The 18,354-nt window shown below is 70.2% G+C and carries 18 protein-coding genes; 6 read left to right on the top strand and 12 right to left on the bottom strand.

Annotated elements, in window-relative coordinates; all coding sequences use genetic code 11:
• Nucleotides 1-15: 15 nt before the first annotated feature.
• The 5 genes from STVA_RS01830 to STVA_RS01810 all read right to left on the bottom strand — a co-directional run bounded on the left by STVA_RS01830 (nucleotide 16) and on the right by STVA_RS01810 (nucleotide 5,721).
• Nucleotides 16-1,413, bottom strand: a complete 1,398-nt coding sequence (locus tag STVA_RS01830) for a sigma-54-dependent transcriptional regulator (RefSeq protein ID WP_123695506.1) — start codon at nucleotides 1,411-1,413, stop codon at nucleotides 16-18.
• Entirely contained in the window at nucleotides 1,410-1,811 is a 402-nt protein-coding gene (locus STVA_RS01825) for an Hpt domain-containing protein (protein ID WP_123695504.1), read from the bottom strand. Before STVA_RS01825 ends, STVA_RS01830 begins: the two co-directional genes overlap by 4 nt.
• Complete coding sequence (locus STVA_RS01820; RefSeq protein WP_123695502.1) at nucleotides 1,808-4,369, bottom strand: ATP-binding protein; 2,562 nt, start codon at nucleotides 4,367-4,369, stop codon at nucleotides 1,808-1,810. The genes STVA_RS01825 and STVA_RS01820 overlap by 4 nt, the downstream gene beginning before the upstream one ends.
• A gap of 179 nt (nucleotides 4,370-4,548) precedes the next feature.
• Nucleotides 4,549-4,761, bottom strand: a complete 213-nt coding sequence (locus STVA_RS01815) for a hypothetical protein (RefSeq protein ID WP_170221587.1) — start codon at nucleotides 4,759-4,761, stop codon at nucleotides 4,549-4,551.
• 357 nt (nucleotides 4,762-5,118) lie between these two features.
• The gene (locus tag STVA_RS01810) at nucleotides 5,119-5,721 is read right to left on the bottom strand and encodes a 2-hydroxychromene-2-carboxylate isomerase (RefSeq protein ID WP_123695498.1); all 603 of its coding nucleotides are present in this window, start codon (nucleotides 5,719-5,721) and stop codon (nucleotides 5,119-5,121) included.
• A 138-nt stretch (nucleotides 5,722-5,859) separates the two neighbouring features.
• On the opposite strand from STVA_RS01810, the gene STVA_RS01805 reads away from it, so the two are divergent.
• Nucleotides 5,860-7,080 (top strand): hypothetical protein, encoded by a 1,221-nt coding sequence (locus STVA_RS01805; RefSeq protein ID WP_123695496.1) that lies wholly within the window; start codon nucleotides 5,860-5,862, stop codon nucleotides 7,078-7,080.
• A gap of 16 nt (nucleotides 7,081-7,096) precedes the next feature.
• On the opposite strand, the gene STVA_RS01800 is transcribed toward STVA_RS01805, so the two are convergent.
• Nucleotides 7,097-7,501, bottom strand: a complete 405-nt coding sequence (locus tag STVA_RS01800) for a hypothetical protein (RefSeq protein WP_123695493.1) — start codon at nucleotides 7,499-7,501, stop codon at nucleotides 7,097-7,099.
• Between the two features lie 288 nt (nucleotides 7,502-7,789).
• Here STVA_RS01800 and STVA_RS01795 point away from each other — a divergent pair, with 288 nt between their 5' ends.
• Nucleotides 7,790-8,230, top strand: coding sequence for a hypothetical protein (locus tag STVA_RS01795; protein WP_142235618.1), 441 nt, complete (start codon nucleotides 7,790-7,792; stop codon nucleotides 8,228-8,230).
• A 15-nt stretch (nucleotides 8,231-8,245) separates the two neighbouring features.
• Here the strand turns inward: STVA_RS01795 and STVA_RS01790 are convergent, their stop codons facing one another.
• On the bottom strand, nucleotides 8,246-8,845 hold the full coding sequence (locus tag STVA_RS01790; RefSeq protein WP_123695490.1) for a hypothetical protein: 600 nt from the start codon (nucleotides 8,843-8,845) through the stop codon (nucleotides 8,246-8,248).
• 130 nt (nucleotides 8,846-8,975) lie between these two features.
• Between STVA_RS01790 and STVA_RS01785 the strand changes: the two genes are divergently transcribed.
• The 3 genes from STVA_RS01785 (at nucleotide 8,976) to STVA_RS01775 (ending at nucleotide 11,420) form a co-directional block, all read left to right on the top strand.
• Entirely contained in the window at nucleotides 8,976-10,004 is a 1,029-nt protein-coding gene (locus STVA_RS01785; protein ID WP_148071389.1) for a hypothetical protein, read from the top strand.
• 135 nt (nucleotides 10,005-10,139) lie between these two features.
• Nucleotides 10,140-10,982, top strand: a complete 843-nt coding sequence (locus tag STVA_RS01780) for a COG4223 family protein (RefSeq protein ID WP_123695486.1) — start codon at nucleotides 10,140-10,142, stop codon at nucleotides 10,980-10,982.
• Nucleotides 10,983-11,012: 30 nt separating this feature from the next.
• A complete protein-coding gene (locus STVA_RS01775; RefSeq protein WP_148071388.1) occupies nucleotides 11,013-11,420 on the top strand; it encodes a DUF6524 family protein in 408 nt (135 codons plus the stop codon).
• 53 nt (nucleotides 11,421-11,473) lie between these two features.
• Here STVA_RS01775 and STVA_RS01770 read toward each other — a convergent pair whose 3' ends face one another.
• From STVA_RS01770 to STVA_RS01750, 5 genes are all read right to left on the bottom strand, one after another.
• Nucleotides 11,474-12,895 carry a hypothetical protein gene (locus STVA_RS01770; protein WP_142235617.1) on the bottom strand — a complete coding sequence of 474 codons (1,422 nt, stop codon included), beginning with the start codon at nucleotides 12,893-12,895 and terminating at the stop codon, nucleotides 11,474-11,476.
• A gap of 41 nt (nucleotides 12,896-12,936) precedes the next feature.
• Nucleotides 12,937-13,215 (bottom strand): hypothetical protein, encoded by a 279-nt coding sequence (locus STVA_RS01765; RefSeq protein WP_123695480.1) that lies wholly within the window; start codon nucleotides 13,213-13,215, stop codon nucleotides 12,937-12,939.
• A gap of 178 nt (nucleotides 13,216-13,393) precedes the next feature.
• Entirely contained in the window at nucleotides 13,394-15,076 is a 1,683-nt protein-coding gene (gene ettA / locus STVA_RS01760) for an energy-dependent translational throttle protein EttA (protein ID WP_123695478.1), read from the bottom strand.
• A gap of 91 nt (nucleotides 15,077-15,167) precedes the next feature.
• A complete protein-coding gene (locus STVA_RS01755; protein WP_179955431.1) occupies nucleotides 15,168-17,045 on the bottom strand; it encodes a potassium transporter Kup in 1,878 nt (625 codons plus the stop codon).
• A 201-nt stretch (nucleotides 17,046-17,246) separates the two neighbouring features.
• Entirely contained in the window at nucleotides 17,247-17,885 is a 639-nt protein-coding gene (locus STVA_RS01750) for a hypothetical protein (RefSeq protein WP_142235616.1), read from the bottom strand.
• Between the two features lie 85 nt (nucleotides 17,886-17,970).
• Between STVA_RS01750 and STVA_RS01745 the strand changes: the two genes are divergently transcribed.
• Nucleotides 17,971-18,348: a DUF4212 domain-containing protein gene (locus STVA_RS01745; RefSeq protein ID WP_245978600.1), complete on the top strand. Its 378-nt coding sequence runs from the start codon at nucleotides 17,971-17,973 to the stop codon at nucleotides 18,346-18,348.
• Nucleotides 18,349-18,354 lie beyond the last annotated feature (6 nt).

Raw genomic sequence — 18,354 nt, 5'->3', positions numbered from 1 at the left:
ACGCGATCGACTTTCTCATTCTGAGACATCGACGCCGCCCGGCCGGCCGCGTTTCCGATAGATCGTCGCCGGACCGATACCGAGCGCGCGCGCAGCCCGGGTGACGTTGCCGCCGAAGGCCGCCAGGGCGGCCTCGATCGCCGCATTCTCCAGCTCGGCCAGCGGGCGCACCAGCCGCGGGTCGGGCTGGGCCGGGGCGGCCGTCGTCGGCGCGGCGGCGGCGACGTCGGCGCCGCCGGCATGCAGGAAGGTCGCCAGCGTCGCCCCGTCGATGGTGCCGGGCCGGGCCAGCACGGCCAGCGCCCGGATGACGTTCTGGAGCTGGCGGACATTGCCCGGCCAGGGATAGCTGCGCAGCAGGCCCTCGGCCTCGGCCGTCAGTCCTTCGAAGCGCTTGCCCTCCTCGCCGGCGAACCGGTCGAGGAAATGCCGGGCCAGGCGCACCACGTCGTCGTCGCGGTCGCGCAGCGGCGGCATGTCGATCGCCAGCACATTCACGCGATAGAACAGGTCCTCGCGGAACCGGCCGGCCGCGACCTCGCCCGCCAGCCGCCGGTTGGTGGCGCAGACCAGCCGGATGTCGGCCTGCGTCGAGCCGTCGTCGCCGACCCGGCGATAGGTCATGGTCTGGGTGAAGCGCAGGAGCTTGACCTGGAGGTCGGGCTCCAGCTCGCCGATCTCGTCCAGGAAGAGCGTCCCGCCCTCCGCCTGGGCGACGGCGCCGACGCGATCGGCGGTGGCCCCGGTGAAGGCGCCGCGGACATGGCCGAACAGCTCGCTCTCGGCCAGGGCCTGGGGAATGGCGCCGCAATTGACGGCAACCAGCGGCGCCGCGGACCGTCGCCCGAAGCGATGGATGGCCTCCGCGCACAACTCCTTGCCGGTGCCGCTCTCGCCGGTGATGAGCACGGGCGCCGCACTCTGGGCGATCATCAGGATCATGCGATAGACCGCCTGCATCGCCGGGGCCGAGCCGATCATGCCGCCCAGCCCGTCGCGCGTGCCGTCGGTCAGGTCGTCGACCAGGCGGATCAGCCGCGATCGGTCGAGCGCGTTGCGCACCGTCGTCGTCAGTCGTTCGGACGCCACCGGCTTCACCAGGAAGTCGTAGGCGCCGAAGCGCATGGCATCGACCGCCGTGCGGATAGAGCCACGGACGGTGACGACGATGACGGTCGGCGCCGGCCGGCGCCCCGTGATCTCCTGCAGCAGCTCCATCCCGTCGGCGTCGGGCAGGTTGAGGTCGAGGACGACGGCTCGCGGCTCGCCCGCCAGCAGGCGCCGCGCCTCGGCGGCACCCGTCGCGGTCGCCACCGTCCAGCCGGCGGCACCCAGCAGGCGGGCATAGAGATGGGCCAGGCTCGGCTCGTCCTCGACCAGCAGGATATCCGGCGCCGACTGGTCGCGGCTCATCGTTCGTCCCCCGGCTCGGCGAGCAGGCGATCCAGCAAGGCCAGGGCCGAGGGCGCGATCCGCCCGCGCGCGGCCATCAGGGCCGCCATGCGCTGCCCCAGCGCCGCCTCGCCCATCTGCTCGCACCCGGTCTCGATGGCGCGCGCCATCGCGGCATGGATGGCCAGGCCCAGGCTGCCGAACGTCCCGGCGATGTCATGCGCCAAGTTCCGGGTCCGCGCGTGGTCGGCGCTGGCGACGGCAAGCGCGATGCGGTCCAGCAGCGTCTCGGCGCTGCTCGCCACCTCCTGGACGACGGAGCGGGTTTCCTCCGGCCCGAGATAGACGAGGTAGCCCTGGATCAGCGCGGGCTCTATCGGTAGGGGCGGCATGGGCGGCAGAAGCGGGGAATCGTTCATGGGTTCCTTGCCGTCCGGGCGAGCGCGATGGCGCTGGCCAGATCCTCGATCGCATAGGGCTTGGAGAGAAACTGATCGGCGCCGGCCGCCAGCGCCTCCTGCCGGGCCTCGTCACCCACGGCTGCGGTCACGACGATGATCGAAATGCGATCGCCGTCGCGCCGGGCGCGGACCCAGCGCAGCAGGTCCAGGCCGTCGGCATCGGCCAGCCGGCGGTCGAGGATGAGCAGGTCGAAGCCTTCGGCCTCAAGCTGCCCGGTAGCACCGCCGATCGACGGCACGATGATCGCCTCGTGGCCCAGCCGTTCCAGGAAGCGGCGGACCAGGTACTGGTTGGCGGGATTGTCCTCCGCCACCAGGGTCCGCAGCCGGGCAGCCGGCGGACCGGCCAGCGCCAGCGGGGCCGGGCGCACGGCCGGGACGAGCGGCACCGTGAACCAGAACAAGGCGCCCCCGCCCGGCGCGTCCTCCACCCCGATCCGGCCGCCGAACAGGTCGAGCAGGCGGCGGCAGATCGCCAGGCCCAGGCCCGTGCCCTCGCCGCTTTCGGCCGCCGCCCGACCCTGGACATAGGGCTCGAATATCCTGGTCTTCTCGCCGTCCGGCACGCCCGGCCCCCGGTCGCTCACGGCGATGCGCAGCCAGCACGCATCCCCCGCTTCGACCGGATCGGCCGTGATCGTGATCCGTCCGGCCCGGGTCATGCGCACGGCGTTGGCCAGCAGGTTGCCCAGCACCTGGCGCAGCCGCACGCCGTCGGTGACCAGCCAGGCCGGCAGCCGCGGCGCCGCCGTCACCGTGATCTCCACCCCGCGCCGGGCGGCGACCGACCGAAACAGCGTCGCGCTGTCCTGCAGCAGGGAATCGAGATGCCAGTCGGCAAGTTGCAACTGGAGGCGCCCGGCCTCGATCCGCGAATGCGTCAGCAGGTCGTCGAGCAGGGCCAGCAGCGCCCGCGACGACGAGGTCGCGATATCCAGGTACCCGCGCTGCTCGGTGGTCAGCCGGGTGTCGCGCATGAGGTTGAGGAACCCCAGGATGCCGGTCATCGGCGTGCGGATCTCATGCCCGACGACGCCCAGCAGTTCCGACTTGCGCTCGGCCGCCACGACAGCCGCCGTGCGCGCCTGGCGCAGCTCGGCGACCTGGCGCCGTTCCTCCGTCACGTCGCGATAGACGGTGACGATGCTGCCGGCCGGGGTGATGGCCCGCCGGTAGAGGATATGCCGGCCGTCCGGAAACACCCGCTCGAAGTGCAGGCGCGTGTCGGTCCGGAACTGCTGATACTGCCGCTGGGCCTCGGCCTCGGCATCGTCGGTCGGGCCGAAATCGCCGCGGACCGCCTGGAAGCGCATGTGCTCCAAGGCCGGGGTGCCGGGCCGGGCCAGCGCCTCTGGATAGCCCAGCAGACGGCGATGGACATAGTTCGACAGCACGAGCCGCCGGTCGGCATCGAAGATGCTGATGCCGTCGCGGCCATGCATGACCGCCGCGGCCATTTCATCGCTGCGGGCCTCGGCCATCCGGCGCGACTCCACCAGCCGCTGGTTGAGGCGCCGGAGCGTTGCCTGGATGCGCTGCCGCCGCGCCATCTCGCGGACGACGAAGGTCATCCCGCCCAGCAGCAGCACGGTCAGGACGAGGCCGAACGCCACATAGCGCAGGGTTTCGCGCCGCGCGTCGGCCAGCACATCGCCCATGGCCATGCCGACGAACACCTGCAGCGGCAGGTCGGACACCCGGTGGAAGCCGACCAGCCGCTCCACCCCGTCGAGGGGGCTCGGCACGCTGAGCAGGCCCTGGTTCAGCCGATAGGCGGTGACCATGCCCGGCAGGTCCTGCATCCGCCGCCCGCAGCCCGGCCGGGCGCTGCCGGCGCGCGCCCAGACGATGCCGGAATCGCCGATCAACGCCACCGCCCCGTTGTCCCCGAGCGAGACGCTGTTGAACAGGTCGATCAGGTAGCCGGGAGAGATCGACACCGCCAGTACGCCGGTCTGCCGGCCGCTGCGGTCGAGGATGGGGCGGGATGCGAAGAAATTGCAGCGCAGGGTGATCGGGCTGACGATCGGTTCGCCCACCACCAGCCGGTCGCCGCCGGACTGGTGCGCGGCAAAGAAGAAATAATCGGCCATGCTGGTCGGTTGGCCCGCCGGGCCGCGATTGCTGCCGACCAGGAACCCCTCCCGGTCGAGCTCGACGATCGCCACGTCGATGTTGCGCAAGGCCGGCGCACCGGCGACGGCGGCGGCGAAATCCAGCCCGGCCGGCGTCCGCTCCATCTCGTCGCGGATCGCCAGCAGCGACTGGTCGATGCCAAGGAGCGTGCGGTCGACATGGGCGGCAAACGCGATCGCCAGGTTGCCGACGATGCTGCCGCCATAGTCCAGTTCGCGGCGGTGGGCCTGCCTGCTCTCGGCCAGGATCGCCACCCAGATCGCGACGATCACCAGGCCCACCCCGGCAGCCGCCACCCAGACCGTGCTGCGCCGCCCGGCAAGCCTGGGCGGCAGCCGGTCGGACGGTCGGGGCGGGCGATGGGCCTCGCGGTCTGGCACCCGATCTCACCTCGAGAAGCGCACGCCCGACGATCGCCGACGATGCGGCCATCCAGGAGCGAGCCTCAACTTTTAGTGGATCGACTGTACCGGCCCAATCAGCCTTTGTTTATCAAATTGAGAGACGGGGGTTATAGAGAGGGGGTTATAGAGAGACGGGGAAATCGACCCCGACCCGATCAATCGGCGGCGCCGACTTCGCCGCGAAAATCCTGGCTGTCGGCGCCATCAAGATGCCACTGGTCTGCCGGCGGGCCAGCCACCTGTCGCCGGATGGCCCGAACGGCGGCGGCATGCCGGGTCAGGTCGAGGGCCACGTCGGTCGCCGCCAGGGCGGCCAGCCGGTCCAGCATCTCGGCCGATTCATCGAGGAGCGCTACCGTCTTGCGCATGGCGCCGGCGACGTTCCGCGCCGCGCCCTCACCGGGCAACCGATGACCGAATTCGCCCAAGACCACCCCCGACCGCTAGAGACCGAGCCCCATGCAGGACGCAGGAGAAATCCGGCGGCAAGATGGCGACCGTGGGGCATTGCCGGCGGTCGCCATCCGCGCCCCGTCGTGCGCGCCACAGCTCGCGCCCCTCGAAGCAATCGACGCGCCAGCCCGGACGGCGCGGCAGGAAGATCCCAAGCCATTGGTAAATCGAACGAAATGCGTCAGCCGATGGCGCGCGCCGCCTGGACCTTTGGAGCGGTTGTCGGATCGACTGACGCGAATTGCAACGGTCACTCTCTCAAATTGAGAGATTCACGCGCCGAGCCGCCTTGCCAGAAATTCCAGCCGGTCCTGGCCCCAGAATATTTCACCGTCCACGACGTAGGACGGCGCGCCGAAGACGCCGGCCGCGATCGCGCGCTCGGTATCCGCCTCGAACAGGGCCGCGATCGCCGGCTCCTGGCCGCGGGCACGGAGCGCCGGGCCGTCGAAGCCGAGCCGCGACGCCACCTGGTCCAGGACGGCCGGATCGTTCACGTCGGCGTCGTCGGCCCAAAGGGCCGCCATGAAACCATGCGACAGGCGCATGGCGGCGGCATCCCCCGCACTTTCCCGCAGCGCCAGCACCATCCCCACCCGCGCGCCCTCGGGCGACGGGAAGGCCTTGGGATGCAGGGTCAGCGGCACGCCCAGGTGGCTGCTCCAGCGGCCGAGCTCGACCAAGCGATAGGCCTGGCGCTGGGGCGCCCGCTTGGGCAGCGGCAAGCCGCCGGACTGTGGGAAGATGCGGCCGAAATCGACCGGCCGGACCTGGACCGTGGCCCCGGCCCGCGCCGCGATGTCAGCGAAGCGCCGGGACCCGAGATAGGCCCAGGGCGAGTTGTGCGACATGTAGTAGTCGATGATCATGGCCATCCCCTCGTCCCCGCACGATTAGGCTGCGACCATAGGTTTCGCGCGCCGGCCGCGTCGATGGTAGATTGCGCTGGCGTCGGCCGCCGTCGCCGGGGGATAGGCCCCGGGCCACCGTCAGGCCGGTTCGGATGACGGGCCATGGACCTCACCACGCTCGGCTACGCCTTGCTTTTCGGCCTGTCGGTATTCACGGCCGACAGCGTCATCTATGCCGATTCCTATAGCCTGCGGGTCGAGCTGCACGAGGATGTCCGGCGCTCCGGCTACACGCGCCAGTATGTCGAGAACTACTTCGCCTTCGAGATGAAGCGGATGTTCCGCCACGAATCGACCGTCAAGAACGTGGCAGTGCGGGCGGCGGGCGAGGCATCGGTGACGAGCGCGCTGGCCGAGCCGCTGGGGGCCGACAAGCTGCGGGCGGCGCTGCAGAACCTGTTCCAGGTCGACCCGCTGGGGCTGGAGATCTATCTGCTGCCGGCCGGCGACGACATTCGCGCGATCGGCTTCGGCAGCCGGCCGAGCGGCGCCTTCTTCGAGTTCGCGACCCAGGCCGGCGGCCGGCAGCCGCAGGAATTCCTGGGCGACGTCGCCATGCGCGCCGCCCTGATGATCGACGCCTACCACGCCCGGCTGGCCCAGGCCCGAATGACCCGGCAGAGGCCGGACGGCAAGGACGCGGGGGGCAAGGGGCTGGACGGCAAGGCGCTGGACGGCAGGGCGCTGGACGGCAAGGCGCCGGGCGGCCCCGTCGGCGAAGCCAAGCCCGCGACCGGCATCCTCGGCCTGCAGCGACTGGCGGCCGAACTGGCCGAGCGGCCGCAGGAGGTCGACGGCGCGCCCCCCCGCGACGATGCCGAACTGACCCACCTGGAAGCGGTGGTCGCCTTTCGCATCGGCGACATGGAGCGGGCCGAGATGCTGCTGAAGCGGGCGCTCGCCCGCGACCCCGGCATGGTCGCGGCCCAGGCCAACCTGGCGCTGGTGAACCTGCTGCGCGGCCGCCACCTGCCGTCCCTGGCCCTGGCCCGCGAGGCGGAGAGCGCGCTGGCCGGCAAGACCTGGCTGCAACCCAAGGCCATGCGCATGCTGCGCGGCAGCGTCTATGCGACCGCCGCCTTCAACGCCGAGGCGGTCCGCCAGCCGAAGCTGGCCGAGACGCTGTGGCAGCGCGCCTGCGCCGACCTGCCCCAGTTGGGCCACCTGCTGGCGGAGCAGGGTGGCCCCTGGCTGCCCGGCCGGTCGATCGCGGCCTGCTGGAAATCCCGCGATCGGGACGTGCTGGCAGGCTACGAAGGCTATGGCTGGGAGCTGCTGGCGCTGGCACCGATGCCGGCCCCGACCGCACCGCCCGCCCGATAGCCTGATACCCCAGGCATCATCCCATCGGGATCAGCGTCTCGGGGATCGGCTGGCCGCGGCGGAGCGCATTGGCGGCCTCGATCAGGCGGTAGAAGCCGCGATTGTCGAGCAGGTTCATCATTACGGCATTGTCGGCGAAGGCCGCCGCCCAGTAGCTGTGCGAGCCTTCCGGGTTGCCGGCATAGCTGAAGCGCACGAACTCCACCATCGTCAGCGGCCGGACCACCTCGATGGCGGTGATGGTGTCGAGGAAGATCGACGAATCGACGCGCGGGATATGCAGCGGCAGCAGATCCATGACGACGTGCAGGAAGCCGACTCGGCGGATCTCGATCCGGTCGGCATGCAGTGCCACCAGGCCGCCCCAGCCATGCGCCTCCAGGATCGGATGCGGGCCGGCCGGCGGCGGCGGTCGTCGCACCCTGGGGGCCCGCCCGCCTGACGAACGTCCGCCCGGCGGCCACCAACGCCAGCTACTCCGCCGCGAACGCTCGACCACCATGCTCCTCCCCCGGGGACGGCGCGAGGATAGCATGGTGCGCCATCGGCTGGCCCGCGCCCGGATAGTCGACATCTGGGCCCCGGATGGTATACAAATCGCATAGGTGGGGCTGCATGGGTTTCGGCTCCCGGCAACAGGCCGATCGCCCGCATGCGCGCGGCGCCGGCCCGCTTGGCGGGGGCCACGGGGGGAACGATGGACGGTAGCGTGGCGACGTCTTCGGACACCGGCAAGAAGCGCTTCGCCGACCTCGTGCGGCTGCATGCGCAGAAGGCCAAGTTCATCACCCGCGAGCAGGAGATCAAGCTGCTCGAGGAGGGGTTGAACCGCTATGACATGAGCCTGGCCGACAGCCGCAACATCGTGCGTGGCGTCGCCGACGAGATGGCGGTCACCCTGGAGCGCGATGTCGACAGCGCGGCCACGGCCATCCTGCGCGGGTTCGCCACCAAGCGCCGCAACAAGATCCGCAAGGGCGAGTTCGAGCAAGCGGTCGCCTTCTATCGCCTGCAGGCCGAGAATTCGCTGAGCGAGACCGAGATCCGCCGGCGGGTGAAGATGATCATGGAAAACAACGACTGGAAGCCCAAGCGGGCCGGCCTCATCGTGCGGTCGCGGCGGTGGTATCGCTCGATCAAGGTCGATTGACGGCGGCGCGGCCGGCTAGTGGCCGCGCGCACGATGGTCGCGATGCAGGCGAAAGCGCTGGAACAGCAGCCCTGCCGCGGCCACGATCCAGAAGCTGAACTGGTGCAGCAGCCAATAGCTGGTGCAGACCGCATAGAGCGCCACCAGCGTCGCCATCGCGATGATCAGCAGGCCGCAGGCCGAGGCCCGCGCCGCCTCGCGCGGGGGCCAGATGCGGAACGGCAGCAGCAGTGCGGCCAGGACCAGCAGGCCATGCAGGGATATCGCGATCCTGACCCACAGCGGCGCGTCGTAGGATTGCAGATAGACATCCGGCACCTCGGCCACGTAGCTGAGGAAGCGGCGGTCGAGCATCTCCAGGAAGCCCAGGTTCCACGGCCCGTCGACCGAGAAGATGCGGTCGGGCGCGTAGATGTCGCCGTCGGGCGCCGACCACAGGATGGCGACGGGCAGCAGCAGGCCTGCGGCCAGCGCCGCCCGCCGCATGGCCGGCACCGCGTGATACCAGCGCGGCTTGAAGGCATCCACCAGCTCGGCCACGACGGTGACCGCGGCGATCGGAATGACGATCGCGGCCAGGCAGGCGACGATGTCGAGCAGGACGCCGCCGTTCATGCGCCGCCCCGGACAGGACCGCGCCGGCGCGCAATAGCCGACCGAGTGCGGGATGGCGATGGCGGACGGCCCTTCATCGGGCGATCATAGGCCGATGCCCCCCGATCATGGAATGTCGGCCGGGAAATGGTTGCGCGGACTGGCCGGCGCGACCGTCCTGCTGGCGGCCGCGGTCGCCGCGCCGGCAGCGGCCCGGGCCGACTGCCGCCCCGCGCCCGAGGCCCTGGCGCAGTTCCGCCTGGCCGAGGAAACGCGCATTGCCGCCGACCGGCAGCGCACCGAGCAGCTCGTCCACCGGGTGCTGGGGACGGGTGTGGAGCTGGCGTTCGGCGCGGTGCGCCAGCGGGTGCCGCAGTATGGCGACTGGGCCTATGGCTGGGTCGAGAGCTACGTCACCTCCTACGAGCTGGTGATCCGCGGCCTGCTGGCCGGCCTGCAGGCCGGCGCCGTCCCCTGGGATCCGGTGGTGCGCGCGGCCGTGGTCGACGAGATGCGGCGCTTCGTCTTCGACCGCTTCGACATGCTGGTCGTGCGCCCGGCCGAACTGCCGCAGCGGCTGCAGGCCGAGTGGGAGGCCGCCTCCGCCATCGCCGACGGCGAATGGCGCCTGGCGCACGACCGCGCGCGCGCCGCCCGCGATCACTTCCGGGCCGAGCATTGCCCGTCCAGTCCCGACGAAACGCCGCTGCCGGGGGACGATCCGGACGGCATCCTGCGCACGCGCGACGGCCTGCCGCTCGACGGGGCCAGCCCCATCCAGGCGCTCTACCGCCTGGAGGGGATCGGTCACGCCGATGCCATCTTCCTGCGCTCGACCCGGCCGTTCGGGGCGCGGCTGGCGATCCTGCTGGCGCGCGTGTCGGAGGCGGGGTCGGCCCTGGCCTTGAGCAGCGCGCTCGGGATCGGCGGGCTGTCGGGCCCGACCGCCGGCTTCGTCAGCGCCCTTGCGGCCGTGTGGACGCTGGACTGGGCGATCAATCGCGGCGACGAGCTGCTGCATCGCGATACGATGGAACAGGAACTGCGACAACTGGTCAGCGACATCGAGCGCGAGATGCTGGCCGGCATGCTGGACACCCTGGCCGAGGCGCTGGCCGCCGGCGCCGATGCGGAACTGGCCCAGCTCGCCGCCATCGGGGCTGCCCCCCCAACCCAGTAGACGGCAACCCAGTAGACGGCAACCCGGTGGACAACGATGCGGTCGCCATGGTGCCGATGGTCCCCCCGGCATCGAAAATGCTAGCATGGAGCGAATGGGCGGATCAGGCACGCCGGGGGGCGTGGGGAGAAGGCGATGGCGACCGACACGCATGAGCCAAGCGCGACCGAAGCCGGCGCGACCGGCGCGCGGGTCCCGGCCTCGACGCTGGCGCGCTGGGCGATCGGGATTGCGATCACGGCCCTGGTGCTGGTCGTCTCGTCGCCCGTCTGGTTGCCCATGCTGCGCGGAACCCAGCCCGATCGCGCCACCGTCGCCGTCGCGGCCGAGGAAGCGCAGCGCATCGCCGCCGTGCAGACGGCCCCGCTGGCCCAGCGCATCGCCGCCCTCGAAGCCACGGTACAGAAGCTGGCGGCCGCCGGCGCGGCCACCCCGGACATCCGCCGACTGGCGCTGGCGGGCGCGGTGGCCCAGCTTCGCCCCGCCGTCGCCCGGCCCACGCCCTTCGCGGTCGAACTGGCCGTCGTCGCCGGCCTGGCCGAGCGGCAGCCCGCCTACGCCGCCGGCCTGCGCCTGCTGGCGCCGCACGCGACGAGCGGCATCCCCACGCTGCGGCAGCTCCGCGCCCGCTTCGCCACCCATGTCGAGGCCGCCCTGATGGCCGAGGCCGGCAACGACGAGGTGCCGCTCGTGGCCCAGTTCGTGACCTGGATGGCCTCCACCGCACCCTTCGGCACCGGCCAGATGATCCACGACATCACCATGCCGGCAACGGCGGCGGCCTTGCGCGCGGCCGATCAGCGACTGGCGGCGGAAGATCTCGACGGCGCGGTCGCGGCACTTGCGGGCCTGACGCGCCCGGCGGCGGCGGCGATGCGGCCCTGGATCGAGGGTGTCCGCGCCCGCGCCGACGCCACGCGCGCCATGGACCTGCTGGTGGGCGCGGCCCTGGCCGACCTGCCGGCATCGGCGCGATAGGCCGGCCGGGCCGCAGGGCGGGCCATGTCGATGTCGGGCGGACGCTTCGACTATACCAGCATCATCATCCGCTTCCTGTTCAGCCTGTTCTTCGTGCTGGCGGCCTACAACCCGAGCGGGGTGTCCTATTTCCACTGGATGCTGCGGGCGGGCGAGCTGCCGCTGAAGATACTGGTCGGCCTGGTGCTGCTGGGCGTGTACGCCATCCTGGTCATCTCGACCTGGCGGCTGATCGGCCTGTTCGGGATATCGCTGGTGGCGGCCGCCTGCGCGTCGGCCGGCTGGCTGCTATGGGAGCTGGGGGTGGTCGACCTGGGCAGCGTCAGCGCCCTCTTCACGTCGATCCTGGTGATGATCGCCGTCGTCTTCACGGCCGGCATCAGCTATTCGGGCGTGCACACCCGGCTGACCGGCATCCACCACATCGAATCGAAGTAGCAGCGTCGGGTCAGGGCGCTCAGCGCGTCAGGGCGCCCAGCGGGTCGGGGCGCTCAGCGCGTCAGAACCTGGGCCATCACCCGGTTGACGAGTTCGGTCGCGGCCTGGTCGATCGAGATGCGCGAGCGCGCATGGATGATCCAGGTGGCCGCCTGGCTGAGCGCGGCCGGATCGAGCGGCGTCAGGGCGGCCACCGCTTGGGCAAGCTGGCCGCGCGCCAGATGCACCTCGGCCGCCAGGACCGCGGACCGCGCGGCGGTCGGCGGCGGCGGGTCGACGACGCCGAAGCGCGAGCCGGCCTCGGTCGCCCAACGGCGCGCGGTTCCGGTCCAGCCCTCGTCGCGGGCACCGGCACGCGCGATCACGGCGGGCGCCAGCCCGTCGAAGGATTGCCGCAGGTCCATGATGGTCGGCGCGCCGCGCGCGGCATGGACCAGCAATTCGTTCACTGGCCCCTCGATCCCGCGCACGCCCTCGCCGATCTGGCGGACATAGGCCAGTTCCCGGGCGAACGGCCGCGCGGTCTGGGTGATGGCCGACAGGTGGACGGCCGCCCCCAGCAGCCGTTCCAGCCGCGCCTCGCCCACCAGCGAGCGCTGCTGGGCGATCGAGGCCGTATCCCGCTCCACCCGCTCGATGCGCTCGGCCATGGCGGTCGCGGTCTCCGCCAGCGTCGTCCGCAGGGCGGCGGTCGCCGCCTCCTGCGCGGCGTCGCGTTCGGTCGACTGGCGGTCGATACCGTCGATCCGGGCGGCAAGTTCGGTGCGCGCGCGGTCCAGCAGGGCGCGCACCGCATCGGTCGTGGTCGCGACCTGGTCGGCGCGGGCAACCTCTTCGCGCTCCAGCCGCTCGACCGTGGCAGCCAACCGGGCCAAGGCTGCATCCTGCGCGGCCAGGCGGGCCGCGACATCCTCGGCCACCCCGTCGATCCGCCGCTCCAGGCCGGCCGCGAGCGCGCCGCCGTCCTCGACCGTCGGTGCCGGCGCCGGGGGCCGGGCGGCCAGCTCTTCCAGCCGCTGCATGCGGCCGTCGATCTCGGCCCGGGCGGCATCGAGCCGGGCGACAACTGCCGCATCGGGCAGCGTGCCCATGTCCTTCTGGAGCCGCTCGACCCGCTGCGAGAGGTGGTCGATGGCGGCCTTCAGCGTCGCTTCGGCGGTCGCGGTGGCAACAGCCTGCTGGCGCTGCCCGGCCACGCTCAGCTCTTCCATGCGCTCGGTCCGCCGGATCGATTCGGCAAACCAGTCGCGGAAGGACTGCTCGACCTCGCGGCGGCTGGCCACACCCTCCTGGGCGCGTTCCTCGACCTGGCGGCCCAGGCCGTCGATCTGCTCGCGCAGGGTCTTCAATTCACCGGTGAGCTGGCGGACCTGCTGGGTCAGCGTCTGCGCCGATGCGGGGCCCGCCAGGGCCAGCGCCAGGACCAGCAGGGACGCGCCGGAAAGGGCGGCCCGCACGCGCGTCGAAGCAGACATGCCCACCCCTTCCCGCCCGCGGGCACTACCGGCACCCTCGATCAGAGATCCTCGATCTCGTCGCCATACTCGTCATAGACCCACAGGCCGCCGATGCCGCCGGCCGCGGCCCCGATCCACGTGCCGACCGCGCTGCCGATCACCCACTGGCCGGCGAGCGCGCCGACGGCGACGGTGGTCACGACGACCGCAAGCTGCTTCAGCGTCATCCCGTCGTTGGTCTCGATCCTGGGCGGCGTGATCGTGATCGACGGGGCCGACTGGGCGAGTGCCAGCCCGGGCGTCAGGCAGAGCAGCATGATCATTAGGATGCGGCGCATCGGTCTCCCCCTTTGTCGCGGTGGCCCGTCGATGGCCTGCGGGCCAGTACCGGGGCTTATGAAGCCACCTTGCCATCATGCATGGGACAGGCCAAGCGCCGGTTGCACCATGACGAAGACGATCGCCGCCCGGGTGGGTAGCCCGGACGGCGAACCGGCCTGTTTTCAACGACTGTTTTCAGCGAGTCAGGGGCCTGAACTTGATCCGGTGCGGCTGGTCGGCCTCCGCACCCAGGCGCCGCTTCCGGTCGGCCTCGTAGTCCTGGTAGTTGCCCTCGAACCAGACGACTCGGCTGTCGCCCTCGAAGGCCAGGATGTGGGTGGCGATGCGGTCGAGGAACCAGCGATCATGGGTGATGACCACGGCGCAGCCGGGGAAATCCTGCATCGCATCCTCGAGCGCGCGCAGCGTGTCGATGTCGAGGTCGTTGGTCGGTTCGTCGAGCAGGATGACGTTGGCGCCGGACTTCAGCATCTTGGCCAGATGCACCCGGTTCCGCTCGCCGCCGGAGAGCTGGCCCACCTTCTTCTGCTGGTCGGCGCCACGGAAGTTGAACAGCGAGCAGTAGGCGCGGCTGGGCATCCGCCGCCGGCCGCCGATGTCGATCTCGTCGTTCTTGTCGCTGATCTCCTCCCACACCGTGGCGTTGGCGTTCAGCGAATCGCGCGACTGGTCGACATAGCCGAGCTTCACCGTCTCGCCGACGCGGAAGGTGCCGCCGTCGGGCTGCTCCTGGTCGGTGATCATGCGGAAGAGCGTGGTCTTGCCGGCACCGTTCGGCCCGATGATGCCGACGATGCCGCCCGGCGGCAGGCGGAAGTTCACATCCTCGAACAGCAGGCGGTCGCCGAACGCCTTGCGGAGTTGGTTGGCCTCGATCACCAGGTCGCCCAGGCGCGGGCCCGGCGGAATGACGATCTGGGCGGTATCGACCGCCTTGTTGGCGGCGGCCTCCACCAGCGCCTCGTAGGCGGTGATGCGCGCCTTGCTCTTGGCCTGGCGGGCGCGCGGCGATGCCTGCACCCATTCCAGCTCGCGCGCGATCGTGCGCTGGCGGGCGTCCTCGGTGCGGTTTTCCTGCTCCAGCCGCTTCTGCTTCTGCTTCAGCCAGCCGGTGTAGTTGCCCTCGTAGGGGAAGCCCTTGCCGCGGTCGAGCTCCAGGATCCAGCCCGCGACCTCGTCCAGGAAGTAGCGGTCATGGGTGATGGTGACGACCGTGCCGGTATAGTCCTTCAGGAAGCGCTGCAGCCAGGCGACGGATTCGGCGTCGAGATGGTTGGTCGGCTCGTCCAGCAGCAGCAGATCGGGCTTCTGCAGCAGCAGGCGCGCCAGCGCCACCCGGCGCCGCTCACCGCCCGACAGCTTCTCGACCGAGGAATTGCCGGGCGGGCAGCGGAGCGCGTCCATCGCGATCTCGACCGTGCGCTCGATCTCCCAGCCGTCGGCATGGTCGATCTTCTCCTGGAGCTCCGCCTGCTCGGCCAGGAGATCGTTCATCTCCTCGTCGGTCATCTCCTCGGCGAAGCGGGCGCTCACCTCGTTGAAGCGATCGACCAGGGCCTTGGTGGCGGCCAGGCCCTCCATGACGTTGGCCTGCACGTCCTTGGTCGGGTCGAGATGGGGCTCCTGCGCCAGGTAGCCGACCGTGGCGCCTTCGGCGGCCCAGGTCTCGCCGGAATATTCCTTGTCGACGCCGGCCATGATCTTCAGCAGGGTCGACTTGCCGGCGCCGTTGGGGCCGAGCACGCCGATCTTCGCCCCCGGCAGGAAGGACAACCACAGGTCGCGAAAGACTTCCCGGTTCCCCGGATAGATCTTCGTCAGACCCTTCATGACATAGATGTACTGGTACGCGGCCATGCGTCCTCGCGGGGGGAATTCTTGCGGATGCGTTCGGGATTGGCCGCGTTTCTAACCCATCGGGGTGGCCGGGTGCAATGCGGGGTGGATTCTAGATCTCCACCTGGGTGCCAAGTTCGACCACCCGGTTGGGCGGGATCTGGAAGAAATCCATCGAGGTGGCGGCATTGCGCGCCATCCACGAGAAAATGTGCTCGCGCCACAGCATCATGCCGGGCTGGTCGCCGGGGATGATCGTCTCGCGGCTGAGGAAGAACGACGTGTCCATGATGTTGAAGGTCGGCCCGAACTCGTCGCTGCGCGCCAGGGCCTCGGGCACGTCGGGATCGTCCTGGAAGCCGTAGCGCAGGAACACGCGATAGAAGTCCGGCGCCAGCGTCTTCACCTCGAGCTGGGCGCGCACGTCGATGTGCGGCACCTCTTCCACCCGCACCGTCAGCAGCAGCACACGCTCATGCAGCACCTTGTTGTGCTTGCAGTTGTGCAGCAGCGCCGACGGTACCCCGTCGACATTGTGCGTCAGGAACACGGCCGTGCCGCCGACGCGCTGCAGCCGCGCGCGTGCCGACTTCAGGAACATCTCGACCGGCATGGCGCCCGCCTGCACCTGGACCGCCAGCAGGGCGCGGCCCTTCTTCCAGGTGGTCAGCAGGATGAAGACGATCAGCCCCACCACCAGCGGGAACCAGCCGCCATAGGGGATCTTGGTGGCATTGGAGATGAAGAAGGCGCTGTCGACGACCAGCAGCAGCGTGCCCAGCCCCAGCGCCTTGGGCCAGCTCCAGCGCCATTTCAGGATGACGACCGCCATCAGCAGGATGGAATCGATCGCCATCGTGCCGTTGACGGCGACGCCATAGGCCGCCGCCAGGTTGTTGGACGAGCGGAAGCCCAGCACCAACGCCACGATGAAGGCGAGCAGCATCCAGTTCACGAACGGGACATAGACCTGCCCGATCTCGCGCGCCGAGGTGTGGATGATGCGCATGCGCGGCAGGTAGCCAAGCTGGATCGCCTGGCGGGTGACCGAGAAGGCGCCCGAGATCACCGCCTGCGAGGCGATGACGGCTGCCATGGTCGCCATCGCCACCATCGGCAGGACGGCCCAGGATGGCGCCATGCTGTAGAAGGGGTTGGCGACGGCCGCGGGGTCGGTCAGCAGCAGGGCCCCCTGCCCCAGATAGTTCAGCATGAGTGCCGGCAGCATCAGGGTCAGCCAGGCGAGCCGGATCGGCCGCTTGCCGAAATGCCCCATGTCGGCATAGAGCGCCTCGGCCCCGGTCAGCGCCAGGAACACAGAGCCCAGGGCCAGGAACGCCTTCCACTCGTCGATGATGAAGAAGTTGACCGCGTGGCGCGGGTCGAGCGCCAGCAGCACACTCGGCCGGTCCGCCAGGTTCACCACGCCCAGCACCGCCAGCACCAGGAACCACACGCACATGATCGGCCCGAACAGCGCGCCCACCCGGGCCGTGCCGTGCGACTGGATCAGGAACAGCGCGGTCAGGATCGCCAGCGTGATCGGGATGACATAGTGGCGGGCGTCCGGGATCGCGAACTCCAGCCCCTCGACCGCGCTCAGGACCGAGATCGCCGGCGTCAGCATGCTGTCGCCATAGAAGAGGGCGGCTGCGAAGATCCCCAGCACCGTGATCAGGAAGGACCGCCGCGGCCCGCCGACGATGCGGGTGACCAGCGCCAGCAGCGCCAGGCTGCCGCCCTCGCCGTTGTTGTCGGCCCGCATCATGAAGGCCAGATACTTCACGGTGACGATCGCGGTCACCGACCAGAAGATCAGGGACAGCACCCCGAACACGTGCGCCTCGTCGAGCGCCAGGGGATGGGCGCCAGCGAAGCTCTCCTTCATCACGTAGAGCGGGCTGGTGCCGATGTCGCCATAGACGACGCCGATGGCGCCCAGCATCAGCTTCAGGACGGGGCCGGAACCGCTCTCGGGTTGCGTGCTCATGACCACCCCTCCGCGTCGGCAGCCGGCAACGGCAAGGACGCCCACGCGGCAAGCCGCATCGTGGGGACGGGACGTCGGTCTTTGGATGTTGGCACTGGGTACCCGGTTTCGCTGCGGCGGCCAGGGTGGCGTGCGCCACACCTTCCGCGCGGGAAGCGATAGCAGAGGCCCCCAGGCTTGTCGCCGGTGACGGCGTCGCGCTCAGGCGGCCCGGCTGTTGGCGGCGGCCGCGGCCAGGAGGGCCGGACGGTCGAGGCGGGTGCGCATGCGCCCCGCGAAGGCCGCGATCTGGAAGGCGATGCCATTGACGACCATCGGCCCGTCGAGCCGGCGCATGTTGAGATGGATGGGAAGAACGTGGAACACCGCCCGGCCGCCGACTTCGGCGATCTCGCGCGCGGCGGCCGGCGGCGCCTCCTGCGATAGCCGGAGCCGGTCGGCCAACGCCTGGACCCGGTCGCCCCAGCCCTGCGGCCGGTGCGGCGGCAGCGGATAGGCGGCGAGCGCCTCGGCATAGAGGGCGACCAGCACCGGCCAGTGGCCGCTGGCGCCTTCAGGTGTGTTGCGCCGGAAGTGCGCATCGCTGATGACGAACAGGTCCGCCAGCACGAGCGAGAAAGCCTCCCAGCGCGCCTGCGCCAACCCGTCGATGAACGACTGCTCCATCGAGAGTTGTGTCCAGTATCGCCCGGCCTTGGCCTGGCAGTACTCGGTCACGACCTTCTGGGCGATGAAGGAGGCCTGCTCGGACAGGAACTGCCGCAGGGCCGGCAGGTCGGCCACCGGGCCGCTGCCCGGTCCCCGCAGGATTCGGCCGAGCCAGCCATCGCGAATACCCACTGCCAACCCCTTTCCGGCTCTTCCCGCCTCCGTTGTGTCGGATTCGGGACGATGATATTAATAATCCGTAAGGAATCGACGGTCCATGGCGCCTGTCCGGATTTCGCCCCCGACAATGCGCGATGGTCGTCGCCAACCAAAGAAAAACCGATCAATCGGTCCACCGGTCATCGCTCCATTGGGGGGAAACAGCATGGCTACTCCAAAACTAACCCGTGATCAGGCCGAGGCGCACTGGCGCAAGACCTCCAGCCTGATGTGGACCATCCTCTTCATCTGGTTCCTTGCCAGTTTCGGCGTGCATTTTTTTGCCGTCCAACTCAACCAGATCGTGATTTTCGGCTTCCCGCTTGGCTTCTACATGGCCGCGCAGGGATCCCTGATCGTCTTCGTCATCCTCTGTTACTGGAGCTCTACCGCCCAGAATCGGATCGACGAGGAATTCGGCGTCGCCGAAGATTGAGGGGAG

The sequence above is a fragment of the Stella humosa genome (assembly GCF_006738645.1).
GTDB lineage: Bacteria > Pseudomonadota > Alphaproteobacteria > ATCC43930 > Allostellaceae > Allostella > Allostella humosa.
Note: the sequence above shows the minus strand (reverse complement) of the source record. Positions and strands in the feature narration are given on the sequence as shown.

Bases quoted from the DNA above. Each gene is read 5' to 3' on its own strand.
- STVA_RS01830 (WP_123695506.1), bottom strand. From the start codon at position 1,413: ATGAGCCGCGACCAGTCGGCGCCGGATATCCTGCTGGTCGAGGACGAG.
- STVA_RS01825 (WP_123695504.1), bottom strand. From the start codon at position 1,811: ATGAACGATTCCCCGCTTCTGCCGCCCATGCCGCCCCTACCGATAGAG.
- STVA_RS01815 (WP_170221587.1), bottom strand. From the start codon at position 4,761: ATGCGCAAGACGGTAGCGCTCCTCGATGAATCGGCCGAGATGCTGGAC.
- STVA_RS01810 (WP_123695498.1), bottom strand. From the start codon at position 5,721: ATGGCCATGATCATCGACTACTACATGTCGCACAACTCGCCCTGGGCC.
- STVA_RS01805 (WP_123695496.1), top strand. From the start codon at position 5,860: ATGGACCTCACCACGCTCGGCTACGCCTTGCTTTTCGGCCTGTCGGTA.
- STVA_RS01790 (WP_123695490.1), bottom strand. From the start codon at position 8,845: ATGAACGGCGGCGTCCTGCTCGACATCGTCGCCTGCCTGGCCGCGATC.
- STVA_RS01780 (WP_123695486.1), top strand. From the start codon at position 10,140: ATGGCGACCGACACGCATGAGCCAAGCGCGACCGAAGCCGGCGCGACC.
- STVA_RS01775 (WP_148071388.1), top strand. From the start codon at position 11,013: ATGTCGGGCGGACGCTTCGACTATACCAGCATCATCATCCGCTTCCTG.
- STVA_RS01770 (WP_142235617.1), bottom strand. From the start codon at position 12,895: ATGTCTGCTTCGACGCGCGTGCGGGCCGCCCTTTCCGGCGCGTCCCTG.
- STVA_RS01765 (WP_123695480.1), bottom strand. From the start codon at position 13,215: ATGCGCCGCATCCTAATGATCATGCTGCTCTGCCTGACGCCCGGGCTG.
- ettA (WP_123695478.1), bottom strand. From the start codon at position 15,076: ATGGCCGCGTACCAGTACATCTATGTCATGAAGGGTCTGACGAAGATC.
- STVA_RS01755 (WP_179955431.1), bottom strand. From the start codon at position 17,045: ATGAGCACGCAACCCGAGAGCGGTTCCGGCCCCGTCCTGAAGCTGATG.
- STVA_RS01745 (WP_245978600.1), top strand. From the start codon at position 17,971: ATGGCGCCTGTCCGGATTTCGCCCCCGACAATGCGCGATGGTCGTCGC.